16 protein-coding genes are annotated in these 19,441 nt (G+C 65.1%); 13 read left to right on the top strand and 3 right to left on the bottom strand.

The annotated features are described in order from the left end of the window. Positions 1–87 precede the first annotated feature (87 nt). Together GM672_RS04040 and GM672_RS04035 are read left to right on the top strand one after the other, a co-directional pair. Complete coding sequence (locus tag GM672_RS04040; RefSeq protein ID WP_155469239.1) at positions 88–1,824, top strand: proline--tRNA ligase; 1,737 nt, start codon at positions 88–90, stop codon at positions 1,822–1,824. Positions 1,825–1,874: 50 nt separating this feature from the next. Then, positions 1,875–2,468, top strand: a complete 594-nt coding sequence (locus tag GM672_RS04035; protein ID WP_155469266.1) for a lytic transglycosylase domain-containing protein — start codon at positions 1,875–1,877, stop codon at positions 2,466–2,468. Between the two features lie 75 nt (positions 2,469–2,543). Here GM672_RS04035 and GM672_RS04030 read toward each other — a convergent pair whose 3' ends face one another. Together GM672_RS04030 and ffh are read right to left on the bottom strand one after the other, a co-directional pair. After that, entirely contained in the window at positions 2,544–2,927 is a 384-nt protein-coding gene (locus GM672_RS04030) for an SWIB/MDM2 domain-containing protein (RefSeq protein WP_155469238.1), read from the bottom strand. A 218-nt stretch (positions 2,928–3,145) separates the two neighbouring features. Continuing rightward, positions 3,146–4,513 (bottom strand): signal recognition particle protein, encoded by a 1,368-nt coding sequence (ffh, locus tag GM672_RS04025; protein ID WP_155469237.1) that lies wholly within the window; start codon positions 4,511–4,513, stop codon positions 3,146–3,148. Between the two features lie 215 nt (positions 4,514–4,728). Here ffh and GM672_RS04020 point away from each other — a divergent pair, with 215 nt between their 5' ends. The 11 genes from GM672_RS04020 to GM672_RS03970 all read left to right on the top strand — a co-directional run bounded on the left by GM672_RS04020 (position 4,729) and on the right by GM672_RS03970 (position 18,584). Further along, complete coding sequence (locus GM672_RS04020) at positions 4,729–5,787, top strand: YjgN family protein (protein ID WP_155469236.1); 1,059 nt, start codon at positions 4,729–4,731, stop codon at positions 5,785–5,787. Beyond that, on the top strand, positions 5,787–6,800 hold the full coding sequence (locus GM672_RS04015; protein WP_155469235.1) for a M48 family metallopeptidase: 1,014 nt from the start codon (positions 5,787–5,789) through the stop codon (positions 6,798–6,800). The genes GM672_RS04020 and GM672_RS04015 overlap by 1 nt, the downstream gene beginning before the upstream one ends. A gap of 121 nt (positions 6,801–6,921) precedes the next feature. Further along, complete coding sequence (locus GM672_RS04010) at positions 6,922–7,902, top strand: ABC transporter substrate-binding protein (RefSeq protein ID WP_155469234.1); 981 nt, start codon at positions 6,922–6,924, stop codon at positions 7,900–7,902. Positions 7,903–7,912: 10 nt separating this feature from the next. Next, positions 7,913–8,734: an ABC transporter permease gene (locus tag GM672_RS04005; protein ID WP_155469233.1), complete on the top strand. Its 822-nt coding sequence runs from the start codon at positions 7,913–7,915 to the stop codon at positions 8,732–8,734. Position 8,735: 1 nt separating this feature from the next. Beyond that, entirely contained in the window at positions 8,736–9,533 is a 798-nt protein-coding gene (locus tag GM672_RS04000) for an ABC transporter ATP-binding protein (RefSeq protein ID WP_155469232.1), read from the top strand. 111 nt (positions 9,534–9,644) lie between these two features. Next, entirely contained in the window at positions 9,645–10,448 is an 804-nt protein-coding gene (locus tag GM672_RS03995; RefSeq protein ID WP_155469231.1) for a cytochrome C assembly family protein, read from the top strand. Beyond that, positions 10,445–10,708 carry a PP0621 family protein gene (locus GM672_RS03990; protein ID WP_155469230.1) on the top strand — a complete coding sequence of 88 codons (264 nt, stop codon included), beginning with the start codon at positions 10,445–10,447 and terminating at the stop codon, positions 10,706–10,708. Before GM672_RS03995 ends, GM672_RS03990 begins: the two co-directional genes overlap by 4 nt. A gap of 19 nt (positions 10,709–10,727) precedes the next feature. Beyond that, positions 10,728–12,404, top strand: coding sequence for a two-component system sensor histidine kinase NtrB (locus GM672_RS03985; protein ID WP_170299919.1), 1,677 nt, complete (start codon positions 10,728–10,730; stop codon positions 12,402–12,404). 53 nt (positions 12,405–12,457) lie between these two features. Then, entirely contained in the window at positions 12,458–13,894 is a 1,437-nt protein-coding gene (locus GM672_RS03980) for a sigma-54-dependent transcriptional regulator (RefSeq protein ID WP_155469229.1), read from the top strand. Between the two features lie 424 nt (positions 13,895–14,318). Then, on the top strand, positions 14,319–17,255 hold the full coding sequence (locus tag GM672_RS03975) for a ribonucleoside-diphosphate reductase subunit alpha (protein ID WP_155469228.1): 2,937 nt from the start codon (positions 14,319–14,321) through the stop codon (positions 17,253–17,255). A gap of 216 nt (positions 17,256–17,471) precedes the next feature. Next, complete coding sequence (locus GM672_RS03970) at positions 17,472–18,584, top strand: ribonucleotide-diphosphate reductase subunit beta (RefSeq protein WP_155469227.1); 1,113 nt, start codon at positions 17,472–17,474, stop codon at positions 18,582–18,584. Positions 18,585–18,637: 53 nt separating this feature from the next. Here GM672_RS03970 and GM672_RS03965 read toward each other — a convergent pair whose 3' ends face one another. Continuing rightward, on the bottom strand, positions 18,638–19,366 hold the full coding sequence (locus tag GM672_RS03965; RefSeq protein WP_155469226.1) for an immunity 52 family protein: 729 nt from the start codon (positions 19,364–19,366) through the stop codon (positions 18,638–18,640). Between the last annotated feature and the right edge of the window lie 75 nt (positions 19,367–19,441).

Below are 19,441 nucleotides of genomic sequence, written 5' to 3'. Positions count from 1 at the left end.
TTTGTACAAAGAATGGACGCATCAGCCAGCTAATCCTTTAAAATTAGGTTGATTATAACCCTCTCTTTTTGAAAAGAATTCACTGTTATGCGTGCTTCCCGGTTTTTTATTTCCACTCTCAAAGAAGCGCCTTCCGACGCGGAAATCGTCAGCCATAAACTGATGATGCGGGCGGGCATGATCAAGCGTATCGGCTCGGGGATCTACACCTACATGCCGATGGGCCTGAGGGTGATCCGCAAGGTCGAAGCCATCGTGCGCGAGGAAATGAACCGCGCCGGGGCGATCGAGCTGCTGATGCCGCTGGTACAGCCGGCCGAGCTGTGGCAGGAAACGGGCCGCTGGGACAAGATGGGGGCCGAACTGATGCGCGTCAAGGACCGTCACGGCCGCGAGTTCGCCATCCAGCCCACGTCCGAGGAAGTCATCACGGACGTGGTGCGTTCGGAGATCAAGTCGTACCGCCAGCTGCCGTTGAATTTTTACCACATCCAGACCAAGTTCCGCGACGAACGCCGGCCCCGTTTCGGCCTGATGCGCGGGCGCGAGTTCACGATGAAGGATGCCTATTCCTTCGACCGCGACCTGGCCGGCATGCAGCATTCCTACCAGGTCATGTTCGACGCCTACACCCGCATCTTCACGCGCTTCGGCCTGCGCTTCCGCGCCGTGGCGGCCGACAATGGCGCCATCGGCGGCACCGGTTCGCATGAATTCCACGTCATCGCCAGCACGGGCGAGGACGCGCTGGTGTACTGCCCCGACTCCGACTACGCCGCCAACATGGAAGCGGCCGAAGCGCTGCCGACCGGCACGCGCGCCCCCGCCACCGCCGAACTGGCGAAGACGTCGACGCCTGACGCATCGAAATGCGAGGACGTCGCCAAGTTGCTGGGCATCGACCTGTCGAAGACCGTCAAGACCATCGCGCTGACGACGGAGCAGGAAGCGGACGGCAAGGTCACGAAGCAGCACTTCATGCTGCTGCTGCGGGGCGACCATGAACTGAACGAAGTCAAGGCCGGCAAGGTGCCGGGCCTGACGGGCACCTACCGCTTCTCGACCGAGGAAGAAATCCGCGACGTGTACGGCTGCGTGCCCGGCTACCTGGGCCCGATCGGCACCAAGGGCGCCGTCACCGTGGTTGCCGACCGCACGGTGGCCAATATGTCCGACTTCGTCACGGGCGCGAACGAGGCACACTTCCACTACACGGGCGCCAACTGGGGCCGCGACATGGCCGAACCGCACATCACGGCGGACCTGCGCAATGTCGTCGAAGGCGACCAGTCGCCGGACGGCAAGGGCGTGCTGGCGATCGAGCGGGGCATCGAAGTGGGGCACGTGTTCCAGCTCGGTACCGCGTACTCCGAATCGATGAAGGCCACCTTCCTCGACGAGAACGGCAAGCCGGCGCCGCTGCAGATGGGCTGCTACGGCATCGGCGTGACGCGCGTGCTGGGCGCCGCCATCGAGCAGAACTTCGATGACAAGGGCATCGTCTGGCCGACGTCGATCGCGCCGTTCGAACTGGTGCTGTGCCCGATGGGCATGGACCGCAGCGAACTGGTGAAAGAGGAAACGGAAAAGCTATACGCCGCCGCGCTGGAAGCGGGCATCGACGTCATCGTCGACGACCGTGGCCTGCGTCCGGGCGCCATGTTCGCCGACTGGGAGCTGATCGGCGTGCCGCACCGCATCGTGATCGGCGACCGTGGCCTGAAGGAAGGCCAGCTGGAATACCAGGGCCGCCGCGATACCGAGGCGACCAATGTGCCGCTGGCCGACATCGTCGAATTCATCAAGGGCAAAGTACGGCAGTGAGCACGGTGAGCCAGGGCGGGCGCGAACGGCGACGCTGGTGGGCGCGGCCCCTGCGCTGGTGGCATACGGCCGCCTTCGCGACCGGCGTGCTGTGCGCGCCGTTCGGCTTCGCCGGCAACCAGAAGGAGGAAGCGCTGGCCGATTCGGTCAGGCTGGCGCTGTCCAACGCCATCGCCGATGCGCGTCCGCCCAAGCCCACCTTCGCCAATCCGGCGGACCGCCAGCGCTACGAAGAGTGGCTGGCGCGCACGTCCGAGCGGCTGCGCCGCAAGCTGCCGGACGAACAGCACCGCATCGAGTTCCTCGAGACGGCGTGGTACGAAGCGCGCCGCGCCGGCCTCGATCCCGGCCTGGTACTGGGCCTGGTGCAGGTGGAATCGGCGTATCGCAAATACGCCATCTCCATCGTCGGCGCGCGCGGCTACATGCAGGTGATGCCGTTCTGGACCAACGTCATCGGCGACCGCGACCGCCGCAAGCTGTTCAATATGCAGACCAACCTGCGCTACGGCTGCGCCATCCTGCGCATGTATATCGACATGGAGGGCGGCAACCTGTACCTGGCCCTGGGCCGCTATAACGGCAGCCGCGGGCGACCGGAATATCCGAACGCGGTGCTCAAGGCCTGGAACAACTGGAAGTAGGCACGTGGCGGCGCGGGCGAAAAAAAGCCCCGGTCGAACCGGGGCTGTCGCTGACGGCGTTCATGCCGCGCTTGATCATTTCAGGTGATCGGAAATCAGTTTGGTCATCTCGAACATCGACACCTGCGCCTTGCCGCCGAAAACCGCTTTCAGCTTGTCGTCGGCATTGATCATGCGGCGATTGGCTGCGTCCTGCAGATTGTGCTTCTTGATGTAGTCCCACACTTTCTTCGTCACTTCCGTGCGCGGCAGTGGGGAGGCGCCAACCACCGACGACAGGTCAGCCGAAGGAGTCATCTCTTTCATGAACGCTGCATTGGGCTTGCGTGCCGCGGGTGCTGCCTTTTTCGCTGCGGGCGTGGCTGCAGCTTTCGCTGGAGCGGCGGCCTTCTTCGCCGGAGCCGCTTTGGTCGCGGCCTTCTTGGCTGGTGCTGCCGGGGATTTCTTGGCTGTTGCCATATTCGAGCCTCCTTAACAAACACATGGAAAATTGCGCAATACAATCGCACGGCTAATATTGGTGGGGATTGTACAAGTATGCAAGCGTTTTTCGCGTTTTTTGTGGGAAACGACACGTAAGAGAACACCAACATAAACAAAAACCGCCGGAACGGCGGTTTTTTTATCGCGGTGCGGCAGAAAGCCCGCCAGTTCAGGCGAAAACGCCCGGCATCGAATCAGCGCAATCCCGGCATCATGCCTTTCATCGAGCGCATCATCTTCATCATGCCACCGCCCGAAAGCTTCTTCATCATGGTCTGCATTTGCTCGAACTGGTTCAGCATGCGATTGACTTCCTGCACCTGCACGCCGGCACCGGCGGCGATGCGGCGCTTGCGCGTGGCCTTGATCAGTTCCGGCTTGGCCCGCTCGGCCGGCGTCATCGAATCGATGATGCCGACCATGCGGCGCACCTGCTTGTCCGCCTGGTCCATGTTGGCACCGCCGGCGGCCTGCTGGAACTGGGCCGGCAGCTTGTCGACCAGGCTGGCCATGCCGCCCATCTTCTTCATCTGGCCCAGCTGGGCCTTGAAGTCGTTCATGTCGAACTTGCCGCCGGACTTGACCTTCGCCGCCAGGTCGGCCGCCGCCTTCGCATCGACGCCCTTGCGTGCTTCTTCGACCAGGGCCAGGATGTCGCCCATGCCCAGGATGCGGTTGGCCATGCGGGCCGGATCGAACGCTTCCAGGCCGTCAAGCTTCTCGGACACGCCGGCGAACTTGATCGGCTTGCCCGTGATGTGGCGCACGGACAGCGCCGCGCCGCCGCGCGAATCGCCATCGAGCTTGGTCAGCACGATACCGGTCAGCGGCAGTGCATCGTTGAAGGCCTTGGCCGTGTTGATGGCATCCTGGCCCAGCATCGCGTCGACGACGAACAGCGTCTCGATCGGCTTGATGGCGCCGTGCACGGCGGCGATTTCCTTCATCATCTCTTCGTCGATACCGAGGCGGCCCGCCGTGTCGACGATCAGCACGTCGTGGTAATGCTTCTTCGCCCAGTCCAGCGCGGCCAGCGCGATGTCGACCGGCTTGTCGGTGGACGAGGACGGGAAGAAATCGGCGCCGGCCTGGCCCGTCACCGATTGCAGCTGGGCGATGGCGGCGGGGCGGTAGACGTCGGCCGACACGGTCAGCACTTTCTTCTTCTTCTCTTCGCGCAGGTACTTGGCCAGCTTGCCGACGGTGGTGGTTTTACCGACACCCTGGAGGCCGGCCATCAGGATGATCGCCGGCGGCTGCTGGGCAAAGCTCAGCTGGGACGCTTCCGGTCCCAGGTCCGCGCCCATCAGGGCGCCCAGTTCGCGCTGCACCACGCCCACCAGGGCCTGGCCGGGCGACAGCGAGGACAGCACCTCTTCGCCCAGCGCCTTTTCCTTGACCTTGGCGATGAACTCGCGCACGGCCGGCAGGGCCACGTCGGCCTCCAGCAGCGCCAGGCGTACTTCGCGCAGCATCTCGGCGGTATTCGCCTCGGTCAGGCGGGCCTCGCCGCGCATGGTCTTGACGACCTTGGCGAGGCGTTGAGTCAGATTGTCTAGCATGATGAACCTGTGATTGGATGGTCGGCCGGACGGCCGCAAAGTCGGCTGTCATTTTAACCGATCGTGTGGGCCCGCCGGCATGGCAGCCTGCGGCACGGACGCTTCCTCTCCAATTGTCACAGCCGTGCACACCCGGCGCCGCCGTTTGAGCTTTCTCATTGACAACTTTTTGCCGGAGAGGCATCGTGCACGTTTGTCCAATCAGGAGCACGAACATGTCCGCCGTTTTCGAATCCGTCGCACCGGCGACGAACAGCGAGGAACGCATCACCTTCAGCGCGACCGGCAGCGAGTACTTCCGCATCTGGATCGTCAACCTGCTGCTGTCCATCGTCACCCTCGGCATCTATTCGGCCTGGGCCAAGGTGAAGCGCAACCAGTACTTCTATGGCAGTACCCAGTTGGCCGGCAGCAGCTTCGAATACCACGGCAATCCCGTCGCCATCCTGAAGGGCCGCATTGCCGCACTGGTGCTGTTCGGCGGCTATCAGCTGGCTTTTCAGTATTCACTGGCGGCCGGTATCGTCATGCTGGTCGTGTTCCTGGCCGCGATGCCATGGATGATCTGGAAGAGCCTTCAATTCGGGTTGTACAACAGCAGCTACCGGGGTATCCGCTTCGGCTTCGGCGGCAGCCTGAAAGACGCCTACTTCCATTATTTGCTGCTGCCGGTGGTGTCGGTGTTCGCGCTGGGCCTGATGTACCCCTTCCTGCACCACCGCATCAAGCGCTTCCAGCACACGGAAAGTCGCTACGGCCGCACGCCCTTCTCGTTCGATGCCACGGTCGGCGCGTTCTACAAGGCCTACTTCGGCATGTTCCTGCTGCTGGTGCTGGGCGGCGGCCTGATCACCGTCGCCGCCATTGTGCTGGGCAAGATGCTGCAGCCGACGATGGGGCATATGTCGGCCGCGATCGGCAAGGGCGCCGGCCTGACCCTGGTCTACGTCTACCTGTTCTGCCTGATGTATGCCTTCATGGCCATGATCCAGAACCTGATCTGGAATCACACGCAACTGGGGCCGCACCGCTTCCGTTCGACGATGAAGGGGCCGCGCCTGGCGTGGCTGTATGTGAGCAATACGCTGGGCATCATCCTGACCCTGGGCCTGTTTATCCCGTTCGCCCATGTGCGCGCGCTGAAGTACCGCCTCGAATCGACGGCGCTGATCGTCTCCGGCAGCCTCGATGACGTGGTGGCGGGCAGCCAGGGCGATGTCGGCGCCGTCGGCGACGGCATGGCCGACCTGGCCGGCTTCGACCTGGCGCTGTAATGACGCACGACGCACAGGCCGGCGTGCCGGGCCGCTACTACGACGGCCAGACGTCGCGCGCCTGGCGCGTTGTGCTGCGGGTGCGCGACGGCCATGCCTGCATCGACGGCGAGACGGAACGCTGCGCGCCGCTGGCCGAGGTGCGCGTGTCCGAGCGCAGCGTCCACGCGCGGCGCCGGCTGACCTTCGCCGACCTGGCCAGCTTCGAGGCGGACGAGCAGGGCGCCTTCGACGCGCTGCTGGATGCCACCGGCCACCGCGACAGTGTCGTCGTGCGGCTCCAGCAAAGCTGGCGCCTGGCCGTCGGCGCGCTGGTGGCCACCGCCGGCGTATTGGTGGTGGGCTACCTGTTCGTGCTGCCGGCGGCGGCCGACCTGATCGCGCGCGCGCTGCCCGTGTCGGTCGAACGCCAGATGGGCGACGGCGTGCTGGCCGTGCTGGACCGGCACGCCTTCGCTCCGACCCGGCTGACCGAGGCCCGGCGCGGCGAGCTGGCACGCGACTTCGCGCGGTTGGCGCCACCGGTGGAAGGCGCACCGGCCTACCAGCTGCTGTTCCGGCGCAGCCGCATCGGCCCGAACGCCTTCGCGCTGCCGTCCGGCGAGATCGTGCTGACCGACGAGATGGTGCAGCTGCTGGGCGACGACAAGGCCGTCATGGCCGTGCTGGCGCATGAACTGGGCCACCTGCACGCGCGCCACCTGACGCGCCGGCTGATCCAGGGTTCCGTCGTGGGCGCCACGGGCGCCGTGCTGTTCGGCGACGTCAGCACCGTCGTGGCCGGGCTGCCGGCACTGGCGCTGGACCTGCGCTATTCGCGCGAGGCGGAGCAGGAAGCGGACGATTACGCGGCCGACATGCTGCGCCGGAACGGCATCGCCGGCAAGCACCTGGAAAGAGTGTTCACGGTGCTGGAAGAAGTGGAAAAGGAGCAGGCCGGCATGCCGGCGTATCTGTCCAGCCATCCCGCGTCGAGCGAGCGGCTGGCGCGGCTGCGGGCCCGCAACCGCTAAAGGGTTGATGCGAGGCCTGCGCGGCCGGGAATCCTTGGTATGATTCCCCGCGCAAGCCAAGCAAGAGGCCGGCACGGCAAAGGCGCCGGCACGAACATGTGTGTTATCTGAGGAGAGACGGATGAAAGTGACATCGACGACGCTGGCGGCCGCCCTGGCGCTGGCCGCGCTGACGGCCCAGGTGCCTGCGCAGGCGCAGGAAGTGGTCCGGCTGGGCAACCTGAAATTCGCCCATTACGGCGCCGTTTCCTATATCAAGGAAATCGCGCCCAAGTGCGGCATCAAGGTCGAGGAACATATCTTCGCCAAGGGCCTGGACGTGATGCAGGCCATTATCGCCGGCGAACTCGATGTCGGCACGACGGCGTCGGAGGCGGCGATCTCCGGCCGCGCTGGCGGCGCCCCGGTCTACGTGGTGGCCGGCTTCGCCAAGGGCGGCGCCCGCCTGGTCGGACGCAGCGACCTGCAGCTCAAGTCCATCAAGGACCTGAAGGGCAAGCGCGTCGGCGTCACGCGTGGCGGCATCCAGGAAGTGCTGCTGCTGGCGGAGCTGCAGCAGGCCGGCCTGACGGCTTCCGACCAGCCGGGCAAGGATGTGCGCCTTGTGTTGCTGGCCTATGCGGACCTGAACCAGGCCCTGCTCGGCAAGAACATCGACGCCATGATGCAATCGGAGCCGCAGTCCTCGCAGGCCATCAACAAGGGCTTCGGCAACGAGATCATGAAGCCTTACAACACCCCCATCGGCGAGCCGGTGCGCACCATGGTGATGACGGAAAAATTCTACAAGGAGCGCCGGCCCGTGGCCGAGAAGTTCATGCGCTGCTTCGTCGAAGCGACCAAGACCTTCATCGACAACAAGGCCACGGCCGAGAAGTACGTGCGTGAAGTGATCTTCAAGGGCCAGATCACGAAGGACGACTTCGAGGATGCCATCGGCAATTCGCCGTACAGCTACGACGTCACGCCCGAGCATATCCAGATCACCACCGACATCATGGTCAAGACCGGGGTGGGGCGCATGAGCAAGCCACCCGTGGCGAAGGATTGGGTCAAGACGGACTTGCTGGAGCAGGCCAAGAAAAGCCTGGGCGTGAAGTAAGGAGGCCATCATGGCACGGATCGATTGGCGGGAAATCGGCGTCGGGCTGGTAGTGCCGGCGGTAGTGATTCTGTTGTGGCATACGGCCGCGCACCTGCAGTGGGTCAATGCGCAGGTGCTGCCGTCGCCGGGCGCGGTGGTGGCCAAGTGGGTCGAGTACCTGCTGCCGCTGCAGCCCTACGATGCGGCGGCCGGCTCGAAGCTGGCGTGGATGTTTTCCGGTGAGCTGGTGCAGGATTCGCTGGGCAGCCTGTACCGGGTGGTGGTCGGTTTCGCCGTCGGCGCCGGGCTGGCGCTGCCGATCGGCCTGGCCATGGGCGCCAGCAAGCATGCGTACGCGTGGCTCAATCCCCTGGTACAGCTGCTGCGGCCGATCCCGCCGATCGCCTACATCCCCCTGTCGATCCTGTGGTTCGGGCTGGGCAACCCGCCCGCCATCTTCCTGATCGCGCTGGGCGCCTTCTTCCCCGTGCTCATGAATACCGTGGCCGGCGTGCGCCACGTCGACGGCATCTACCTGCGTGCGGCGCGCAACCTGGGCGCCTCGGGGCTGACGATGTTCATGCGTGTGATCCTGCCGGCCGCCGTGCCGTACATCCTGTCGGGTGTACGCATCGGCATCGGCACGGCATTCATCGTCGTCATCGTGGCCGAGATGATCGCCGTGCAGAACGGCCTGGGCTTCCGCATCACGGAAGCGCGCGAGTACTTCTGGTCGGACAAGATCATCGCCGGCATGCTCACCATCGGCGTGATCGGCCTGGCCATCGACATTGCCGTGAACAAGTTGAACAACCACCTGCTGCGCTGGCACCGCGGCCTGGAGAACTGACATGAGCGAAGCGCATATCGTCGTCAAGGACGTCAACAAGGTGTTCTCCACGCCGGGGCGCGACGTCGTCGCCCTGAAGGACATCAACCTGGAGGTGCCGCGCGGGCAGTTCGTCTGCCTGCTGGGGCCTTCCGGCTGCGGCAAGTCGACCCTGCTGAACGCCATCGCCGGCTTCGCGCTGCCGTCGTCCGGTACCATCCTGGCCGACGGCCAGGTCGTCACGGCGCCGGGTCCGGAGCGGGGCATGGTGTTCCAGGAATACGCGCTGTTCCCGTGGATGACGGTGGAAGACAATGTCGCCTTCGGCCTGGAGATCAAGAACCAGCCCAAGGCGCAGATCCGCGCCACCGTCGACAAGCTGCTGCAGATGCTGTCGCTGCAGGACTTCCGCAGCCGCTATCCGAAGGACCTGTCCGGCGGCATGCGCCAGCGCGTGGCCATCGCCCGTGTGCTGGCACTCGATTCGCCCATCATGCTGATGGACGAGCCGTTCGGCGCCCTCGACGCGCTGACCCGCCGCAACCTGCAGGACGAGCTGCTGCGCCTGTGGGCGGAACTGAAGAAGACCATCATTTTCGTCACCCACAGCATCGAGGAGGCGATCTACCTGGCCGACCGCATCGTCGTCATGACCTACCGGCCCGGCACGATCAAGAAGGACATCGTCGTCGACCTGCCGCGCCTGCGCGACCCCGCGGCCGCCGAATTCAACGCGCTGAAACGCGAGCTGGGCCAGCTGGTGATGGAAGAGCAGCAGCGCCACCACAACGACGAACTGCGCATGGCCGCCGTCGATTAGTTGCCCAAAAAATGGGGACAGACCCCATTTTCGCGGCAACTTTTTCTGTCAAGGCAGCATGTCGCCACCGGGTGGGCCCATCGTTTGCGGCGCCTATAGTAAACTGCGTTGATGCAGACAAATTTTCTGATCGCAGCCGCGTTGCTGTATCTGGTGTGTGCCTTCCTGCCTGCCGCCAAGGGGCGCATGATTGCCGTCCTGACGCCGGTGGCGTGGCTGGCCCATGGGGCCGCGTTATGGTTCGACGTGATGGTGCCCGGCTCGCTGCGGCTGGGGTTTGCCGCCATGCTGTCGTCGGCGCTGTGGATTTCCGTGGCCGCCTACTGGATCGAGAACCGCAACTTTCCCCTCGACGGCCTGCGCCGCATGGTGATGCCGTGCGCCGCGGCGGCCGTGGCGCTGCAGGGCGTGTTTCCCGGCGCGCTGATTGCGCTGCAAGGCCGCTCGCCCATGTTCGGCTGGCATATCGCCGTCGCCACCCTGGCCTACAGCACCTTGACAATCGCCGCCTTCCACGCCGTGCTGATGGCATTGCAGGAGTCGCGCCTGCACACGCGCACGGGCAGTCCCGGCTTCCTGGCCGCGGCGCTGGACCAGCTGCCGGCCCTGCTGACGATGGAAAAGCTGCTGTTCCGCCTGATCGGCTTCGGCTTCACTCTGCTCAGCCTCACGGTCCTGTCGGGCATCGTGTTTTCCGAGCAGCTGTTCGGCCAGGCGCTGAAGTGGGACCATAAATCCGTCTTCACCCTGCTGTCCTGGCTCCTGTTCGCCGCGTTGCTGGCGGGCCGCCACTTCCGCGGCTGGCGCGGCAAGACGGCATTGAGCTTCACCCTGGCCGGCTTCGCCACCTTGCTGTTGGCGTATGTCGGCACCCGCTTCGTCCTGGAAGTGGTTTTGCATCGAGGTTTCGCATGACACGTATCCTGTTCTGGGTAGCGCTGGCCTTCCTGGTCATCGCCGCCGTCCGCGCCAAGCTGCGCGCCAACGCCCGCCGCCAGCAGACGGCCCAGTCCCAGCACCAGGAGCGGGCCGCGCGCCGGCCGGCGGCGCCACCGGCCGTGACGGCCGAGCCCATGCTGTGCTGCGCCCACTGCGGCATGTATTACCCGGCGTCCGAGAACGTGCCGGCCGCGGGGCGCGACTACTGCAGCGCCGCCCACACGCCGGCGCACTGAATTCCGCCGCGCCGATCCGGTGTCCGCCACCCTGCCCACCTTGTCGGCCCACGCGCGCGACACCTTCTGGCGTTCGCTGCAGACCCTGAACGGCACCCGCGTCGTCATCGCGCTGGTGCTGCTGGTGTATTTCAGCCTGGATGGCTCGGGCCTGCGCACCGCCGGCGACCTGCGCCACGCCACCGTGTGCGGCGCCTACCTGGCGCTGGCCGCCGGCTTCGTGCTGGCGGGTGCCTGGTATCGCCGCCGCTTCATGGTCCAGATGCTGGCCCAGGTGGCCTGCGACCTGGCCGTCATTTCGCTGCTGTATGCCGCCGGTGGCGGCGTGCGCAGCGGCCTGGCGATCCTGTACCTGTTCCCGCTGGCCGGCTGCGCCATCCTGGCGCCGCTGCTGCTGGCGCTGTTCTGCGCCGCCCTCGTCACCCTGTTCCTGCTGGGCGACAGCGCCTGGCGCGTGCTGACGGCCGAAGGCGACCCCGCGCTGCTGCAGGCCGGCCTGTTCGGCGCCGCCTTCTTTGCCGCCGTGCTGGTGGTGAACCGGATGGCCGCGCGCCTCATCGGGCAGGAAGAACTGGCCGTCCAGCGCGGCATCGAGATCGGCGCCCAGCAGGCCGTCAACCGGCTGATCATGTCGCATGCGGGCGACGGCATCGTCATCGTCGGGCCGGACGGCCAGATCCACGCCGGCAATCCGGCCGCGCAGCAGATGCTGGGCGTGGCCGGCGCGCTGGGCCTGCGCCTGGGCGCGCTGCCGTCGCTGCATGCCATCGCCCAGGCCTACGAGGACTGGCGCCTGGACGCCGCCCAGTCGACCGCCTTCGTGACGATCAAGCCCTACACCGACCCGGCCATGCACGACATGACGGCGGCCTGGGATGGCCGGCGCGATCTGGCGGCCCACCTGAAGCTGCGTTTCGCCGCCGCCGAGACGGGCGAGGCGGGCATCGAGCGCAACGTCATCTTCCTGCAGGACGTGACGGCCATCGAAAACCAGGCGCAGCAACTGAAGCTGGCGTCGATGGGGCGCCTGACGGCCAGCATCGCCCATGAGGTGCGCAACCCCCTGTCGGCCATCGGCCACGCCACGTCGCTGCTGGCCGAGGACCTGCACACACCCGTGCACCTGCGCCTGCTCAAGATCGTCGGCGACAACGTCGCGCGCGTGAACCGCATGGTGGAAGACATCCTGCAGCTGTCGCGCAAGGCGCACAGCCATGGCGAGCCGCTGGCGCTGGCCCAGCTGGTGGCGGATTTGAAAAGCGAATTCGACGAAGTGCATGGGCTGGACGGGGCCGTGCTCGATATCGGCCGGGTCAGTGCCGTCGCCGTGCGCTTCGACCCGCTGCACCTGCGCGAAGTGCTGCTCAACCTGCTGGGCAATGCGGTGCGCTATGCCAGCCGCGAGCCGTCCAGCATCCGCCTGTTCGTCGTGGCGGCCAGCGGCCGGCCGCTCGAGCTGCACGTGCAGGACGACGGCCCCGGCATCTCGCCGGAAGTGCGGGCCCACCTGTTCGAGCCGTTCTACACTACCTCGTCGAAGGGCACGGGCCTGGGCCTGTATCTGGCGCGCGAACTGTGCTTGAATAACGAAGCCATGCTCGATTACGAGTACCGCTTCGACCGGGGCGCGGCCGGCGCCGGACGCAGCTCCAGCGGACGCTTCGTCATCACCTTCGCCCGGCCGGGCGCGCAATAAGCCGTCCTCACCGGCATTCCCCTTATATATATGTATCGGCAAAGGCATAACGCATGAGTTCTCCCCGGGTCCTGGTGGTCGACGACGAAGACGACCTGCGCGAGCTGCTGGAAATCACCCTGCTCAAGATGGGGCTGGACGTCGACAGTGCGGCCGACCTGCGCCAGGCGCGCGACTTCCTGGCCGGCGGCGATTATGGCCTGGTGCTGACGGACATGCGCCTGCCCGACGGGCTGGGACTGGAACTGGTGCGCGAAGTGACAAGCAGCGGCCGCGCCACGCCGATTGCCGTCGTCACGGCCTTCGGCAGTGCCGACAACGCCGTCGTCGCCCTGAAGGCGGGGGCCTTCGACTACATCAGCAAACCGGTGCAGCTGGACCAGCTGCGCCAGATGGTGCAGTCGGCCCTGAAGCTGGCCACGCCGGCCCCCGCGGCGCGCGAGGCGGCCGTGGACAGCCGCCTGAAGGGGCAGTCCGCCGCCATGCAGGCACTGCGCGCCCAGATCGGCCGGCTGGCCCGTTCGATGGCGCCGATCGCCATCACGGGCGAATCCGGCTCCGGCAAGGAGCTGGCCGCGCGCGAGATCCACGCCCAGGGCGCGCGGGCGGACAAGCCCTTCATCGCCGTCAACTGCGGCGCCATTCCCGAGGCCCTGATGGAGGCCGAATTCTTCGGCTACCGCAAGGGCGCCTTCACGGGCGCGGCCGACGAGCGCGACGGCTTCTTCCAGGCCGCCAACGGCGGCACCCTGATGCTCGACGAGGTGGCCGACTTGCCGCTGGCCATGCAGGTCAAGCTGCTGCGGGCGATCCAGGAGCGGCGCGTGCGCAAGATCGGCGCCACGGCCGAGGAACCGGTGGACGTGCGCATCGTCAGCGCCACCCACCAGGACCTGGCCCGCTGTGTCGAACAGGGCAAGTTCCGCCAGGACCTGTTCTATCGCCTGAACGTCATCGAGCTGGCGCTGCCGCCGCTGCGCGCCCGGCTGGATGACCTGCCCGTGCTGACGGATGCGATCCTGGCGCGCCTGTCCGGCGGCGGCCAGCCGGCCGTGCTGGGGCCCGGCGTGCTCGATGCACTGCGCGGCTACAGCTTCCCGGGTAACGTGCGCGAGCTGGAAAACGTGCTGGAAAGGGCTCTGGCCTTCGCCAACGACGGCGTGATCCACGTCGAGGACCTGGCCCTGAAGGGCGCGAAACTGGCCGCAACGGAAGGGACCGTGCCGACGCAGGCCGAAGTGCCGCCGCCGCCAGGCGGGCCGGCATCGCTGCCGCCGGCGCCTGCCGCCACCGCGCCGCAACCGCCGCTGCCGGACCTGACGGTGCTGCCGTCGAACCTGCCCGAATACCTGGAACGGGTCGAGCGCGAAATCATCGTGCGGGCGCTGGCCCAGACCCAGTACAACCGCACGCAGGCGGCCCAACTGCTGGGCATCAGCTTCCGGCAGCTGCGCTACCAGATGCAGAAACTGGACATCCAGGAGCCTTGATGGGGTCGGGGGCGAGCTCGGCAGCGGCCCGGCGCATCGACTATAATGCCGGTCCGCCTGGCACCAAGCCTGCCATGTGGACAGTGTTTGACGCATAAGCTTGTCGCCATGTCATCGGGTCTGCACAAGCTTTCGGCAGCGCGCGGAAGGGGCGAAAATTGGTGTTAGTACTCGCTCACTTGATAGGGCCCGTCGTTTGAGGCACATCAAAAAGTCAACCGAAACTTCGACGTTCTGCTAACTTTTTTTCGCCCTGTAGCGCTTGTAGAAGCCCTTCGCTCTCACTACAATTAGTGCAAGAAATTGCGCTAGTCACTAAATCTAGTGACAAACTTAGTCGAACCTTACTGAATACTAAAAGCTGCCGCGAAGCAATTCGTTCGGTATGCCCCTTTTTTTGCACGCCGTTTTCCGGGGAGCCTCAATGCAATCTAACCAAGACATCACCACCAATCCGGCCTCGCAACTGCCGGTATCCGCTGCCGTGACCGGTGGCCAGGCAACGTCGGGCGCGCTGGGCGACTATCGCATCATCCGCCGCAACGGCGCCGTCGTCGCCTTCGAACCGTCGAAGATCAAGGTCGCCATGACGAAGGCCTTCATCGCCGTCCAGGGCGGGCAGGGCGCCGCGTCCGCGCGCATCCGCGAACTGGCCGAGCAGCTGACGGAAAACGTGGTGAATGCCCTGGTACGCCGCCAGCCTTCCGGCGGCACCTTCCATATCGAAGACGTGCAGGACCAGGTGGAACTGGCGCTGATGCGCTCGGGCGAGCATGACGTGGCCCGCGCCTACGTGCTGTACCGCGCCAAGCAGATGGAAGAGCGCCGCGCCAAGAAGGCCGCCGCCGGCACCGCCGACGTGGCCGAACCGGAACTGCACGTGACGGAAAACGGCCAGCGCCGTCCGCTGGTGATGCAGGAAGTGCGCGACCTGATCGCTGCCGCCTGCTCGGGCCTGGAAAAGCACGTCGACGCCGACGCCATCCTGGCCGAGACGGTCAAGAACCTGTACGACGGCGTGCCCGTCGAAGAGCTGCACAAGTCTGCCATCCTGGCCGCCCGTGCGCTGATGGAAAAGGACCCGGCCTACTCGCAGGTCACGGCCCGCATCCTGCTGCACACGATCCGCAAGGAAGTGTTCGGCAAGGAAGTGCCGCAGGCGCAGGCCGCCGCGGAGTACATCGACTACTTCCCCCAATACATCGCCAAGGGCATCGCCGCCGAGCTGCTGGACACCAAGCTGGCCGAGTTCGACCTGGCCAAGCTGGCCAAGGCCATCGTCGCCGACCGCGACCTGCAGTTCGGCTATATCGGCCTGCAGACCCTGTACGACCGCTACTTCCTGCACGTGCGCGACGTGCGCATCGAGATGCCGCAGGCCTTCTACATGCGCGTGGCCATGGGCCTGTCGCTGAACGAGACGAACCGCGAAGCGCGCGCCATCGAGTTCTACAACCTGCTGTCGAGCTTCGACTTCATGTCGTCGACGCCGACCCTGTTCAACTCGGGCACCCTGCGTTCGCAGCTGTCGTCGTGCTACCTGACCACCGTGTCGGACGACCTGGAAGGCATCTACGACGCCATCAAGGAAAACGCGCTGCTGGCCAAGTTCGCCGGTGGCCTGGGCAACGACTGGACCCCCGTGCGTGCGCTGGGCGCCCACATCAAGGGCACCAACGGCAAGTCGCAAGGCGTGGTGCCGTTCCTGAAAGTGGTCAACGACACGGCCGTGGCGGTCAACCAGGGCGGCAAGCGCAAGGGCGCCGTCTGCGCCTACCTGGAAACCTGGCACATGGACATCGAGGAATTCCTCGACCTGCGCAAGAACACGGGTGACGACCGCCGCCGCACCCACGACATGAATACGGCCAACTGGATTCCCGACCTGTTCATGAAGCGCGTGATGGAAAAGGGCACGTGGACGCTGTTCTCGCCGTCCGAGACGCCGGACCTGCACGATAAAGTAGGTAAGGCATTTGAGCAGGCCTACACGGGCTACGAGGCGGCCGCCGCCCGCGGCGAGATCCGCGTCTTCAAGAAGATCGAGGCGCTCGACCTGTGGCGCAAGATGCTGTCGATGCTGTTCGAGACGGGCCACCCATGGATCACCTTCAAGGACCCATGCAATATCCGCTCGCCGCAGCAGCACGTGGGCGTCGTGCACAGCTCGAACCTGTGCACCGAGATCACCCTGAACACGGGTCCGGACGAGATTGCAGTGTGCAACCTGGGTTCAGTCAACCTGCCGGCCCATATGAAAGAGGGCAAGCTGGACCACGTCAAGCTGCAGAAGACCATCCGCACGGCCATGCGCATGCTCGACAACGTCATCGACATCAACTACTACGCCGTCGACAAGGCCCGCAACGCGAATATGCGCCACCGTCCGGTCGGCATGGGGGTGATGGGCTTCCAGGACTGCCTGCACATGATGCGCGTGCCGTACCAGTCGCAGGCGGCGGTGGACTTCGCCGATACGTCGATGGAAGCGGTGTGCTACTACGCCTACTACGCCTCGACCGAGCTGGCCGAGGAGCGTGGTCACTACGCTTCGTACAAGGGTTCGCTGTGGGACCGCGGCATCCTGCCGCAGGACTCCGTCAAGCTGCTGGCCGAGGAACGCGGCGGCTACCTGGAGCAGGACATGTCCTCGTCGATGGACTGGACCCCGCTGCGCGAGCGCATCAAGCAGTTCGGCATGCGCAACTCGAACTGCGTGGCCATTGCCCCGACGGCGACGATCTCGAACATCATCGGCGTGTCGGCCTGCATCGAGCCGACCTTCCAGAACCTGTACGTGAAGTCGAACCTGTCGGGCGAGTTCACCGAGATCAACGCCTACCTGGTGCGTGACCTGAAGGCGCGCGACCTGTGGGACGAAGTCATGATTGCCGACCTGAAGTACTTCGACGGCTCGCTGACCAAGATCGACCGCGTGCCGCAGGACCTGCGTGACATTTATGCAACCGCGTTCGAAGTGTCGCCGACCTGGCTGGTGGAAGCGGCATCGCGTCGCCAGAAGTGGATCGACCAGGCCCAGTCGCTGAACATCTACATGGCCGGCGCCTCGGGCAAGAAGCTGGACGAGACCTACAAGCTGGCCTGGCTGCGCGGCCTGAAGACGACCTACTACCTGCGCACCATCGCCGCCTCGCACATGGAGAAGTCGACGTCGAAGACGGGCGCGCTGAACGCCGTCTCGGCCCACTCGCCGGCCCAGTCCTTCGCCGCCGGCAGTGCCGCCGCCCCGGCCGTGCCGACCCACTCGGCACCGGAAACGGTCCAGCAGGTGGAAGAGGGCGCCGCGTGCTACCTGCGTCCTGGCGACGCCGGCTTCGAGGAATGCGAAGCCTGCCAGTAAGCTGCCATAAGGTGGCAGCAGCTTGAATGCTCGACGGGCGCCGGCACTTGCCGCACGCCCGTCGAGTCGCCATCTGATAGAACACGGCCACCTGGTGGCCGACCCCCAACCCGATCGAATGATCCAGGAACGGACCAGCAGCTGTCGACCCGGCCCTTGCTCGCCGAACCACGGCACATTCGAGGATTCACACACAAGAACTGAAGGATATTGACCATGCTCTCCTGGGATGATGAAGCGGCCACCGCGCCACGCCAACCACAACTGCCGACCGGCGCCGCCGGTGAAGAAGTCACCGCCGACCTGGTCGCCAAGCGCGTCAACGCGGACGACAAGCGCATCATCAACGGCAAGACGGACGTGAACCAGCTGGTGCCGTTCAAGTACAAGTGGGCATGGGACAAGTACCTGGCCGGCTGTGCCAACCACTGGATGCCGCAGGAAGTGAACATGCAGCGCGATATCGAGCTGTGGAAGAACCCGAACGGCCTGACCGAGGACGAGCGCCGCCTGGTCAAGCGCAACCTGGGCTTTTTCGTGACGGCCGACTCGCTGGCCGCCAACAACATCGTGCTGGGCACCTACCGCCACATCACGGCGCCGGAATGCCGCCAGTACCTGCTGCGCCAGGCCTTCGAGGAAGCCATCCACACCCACGCCTACCAGTACATCGTCGAGTCGCTCGGCCTGGATGAGCAGGAAATCTTCAACGCCTACAACGAAGTCAAGTCGATCCGCGACAAGGACCAGTTCCTGATCCCGTTCATCGACACCCTGACCGACCCGGCCTTCACGACCGGCACGACGGAAAGCGACCAGACCTTGCTGAAGTCCCTGATCGTCTTCGCCTGCCTGATGGAAGGCCTGTTCTTCTACGTGGGCTTCACGCAGATCCTGGCGCTGGGCCGCCAGAACAAGATGATGGGCGCGGCCGAACAGTACCAGTACATCCTGCGCGACGAATCGATGCACTGCAACTTCGGCATCGACCTGATCAACACGATCAAGCTGGAAAACCCGCAGCTGTGGACCCCGGCCTTCCGCGACGAGATCAAGGCCCTGTTCCTGCAGGCCGTGGAACTGGAATACGCCTACGCCGAAGACACGATGCCACGCGGCGTGCTGGGCCTGAACGCCACCATGTTCAAGGGCTACCTGCGCTTCATCGCCAACCGCCGCGCCGTGCAGATCGGCCTGGAGCCGCTGTTCGACCAGGACGAGAACCCGTTCCCATGGATGAGCGAGATGATCGACCTGAAGAAGGAACGCAACTTCTTCGAGACGCGCGTCACCGAGTACCAGACGGGTGGGGCGTTGAACTGGGATTGATTGGTTGAAGGACTGTGAAAGGCTCCCGTGAGGGGGCCTTTTTTATATGGGCATCACAAATCGGCGTATCGCGGCAGCAGATCCTGGTCGACCAGGCGGATTTCGATGTCGTTGGCAGTCTTGATGTGCTCCGGATTGTCGAGCGAAAACGGTTCGTCCACGACGCTGACGATGATGGTGCCAAGCTGCTCCTTGCTGTTTCGCATGACCGGCACCAGCCTTCGCGCCTCCGGCACGTCCTGCGCCGTGAGCTTTCGCGGTAGATAGAGCATCCAGCTCACGCCGGGGCGGTCCCTGAATACCCTCTTTTCGTTGTACCAGAACGGGCCGAAGGTTGCGAACAGCGCGGGCCAGATCGTGACGGCAGCCTGGAGCCACGCCGCGGCGGTTTTCCAGTCGGCCACCTCGGGTCTTAGCCTGAGCCTGAAACTGACGGCGTCGGGACGGCCAATGACGTTACACCGGGAGCCGAGTACTGCGCCTTCCTCCTCATTTCTCCTTCCGTTCCAGACTGAAATGGAGCGGATGTCATGCGTATTTTTTGTCTTGGTCTCGATTACCGCGAGCGCCTCGGCTGTCGGTCCATGCGGGTCAAAGGCCCGGTACAGAAGCGCGTCGTCGATATCTTTATCCGACGTCAGCCACCAGTCTTGTAATACCGGCGAGTAGGCGTGTATGGCGCGGGAAAAACGAAAGAGCTCGCCCAGTTGCTCAGCAACGGTAGGAAGCTCCTTGCGGTGGCGCCAGTATTGAAGTTCAAGCGCGGGAAGCGATGGGGTCATGGCGGGTGTCGTATTGGTCGGGTGGGTTGCCTGGGGGCCAGGATGGAGTGACGCTGACGCCAACAATCCCACGAA

It is taken from the genome of Pseudoduganella buxea (assembly GCF_009720835.1).
Classification (GTDB): Bacteria; Pseudomonadota; Gammaproteobacteria; order Burkholderiales; family Burkholderiaceae_D; genus Rugamonas; species Rugamonas buxea.
The sequence above is the reverse complement of the archived record's forward strand: the minus strand, read 5'-3'. Positions and strand labels throughout refer to the sequence as shown.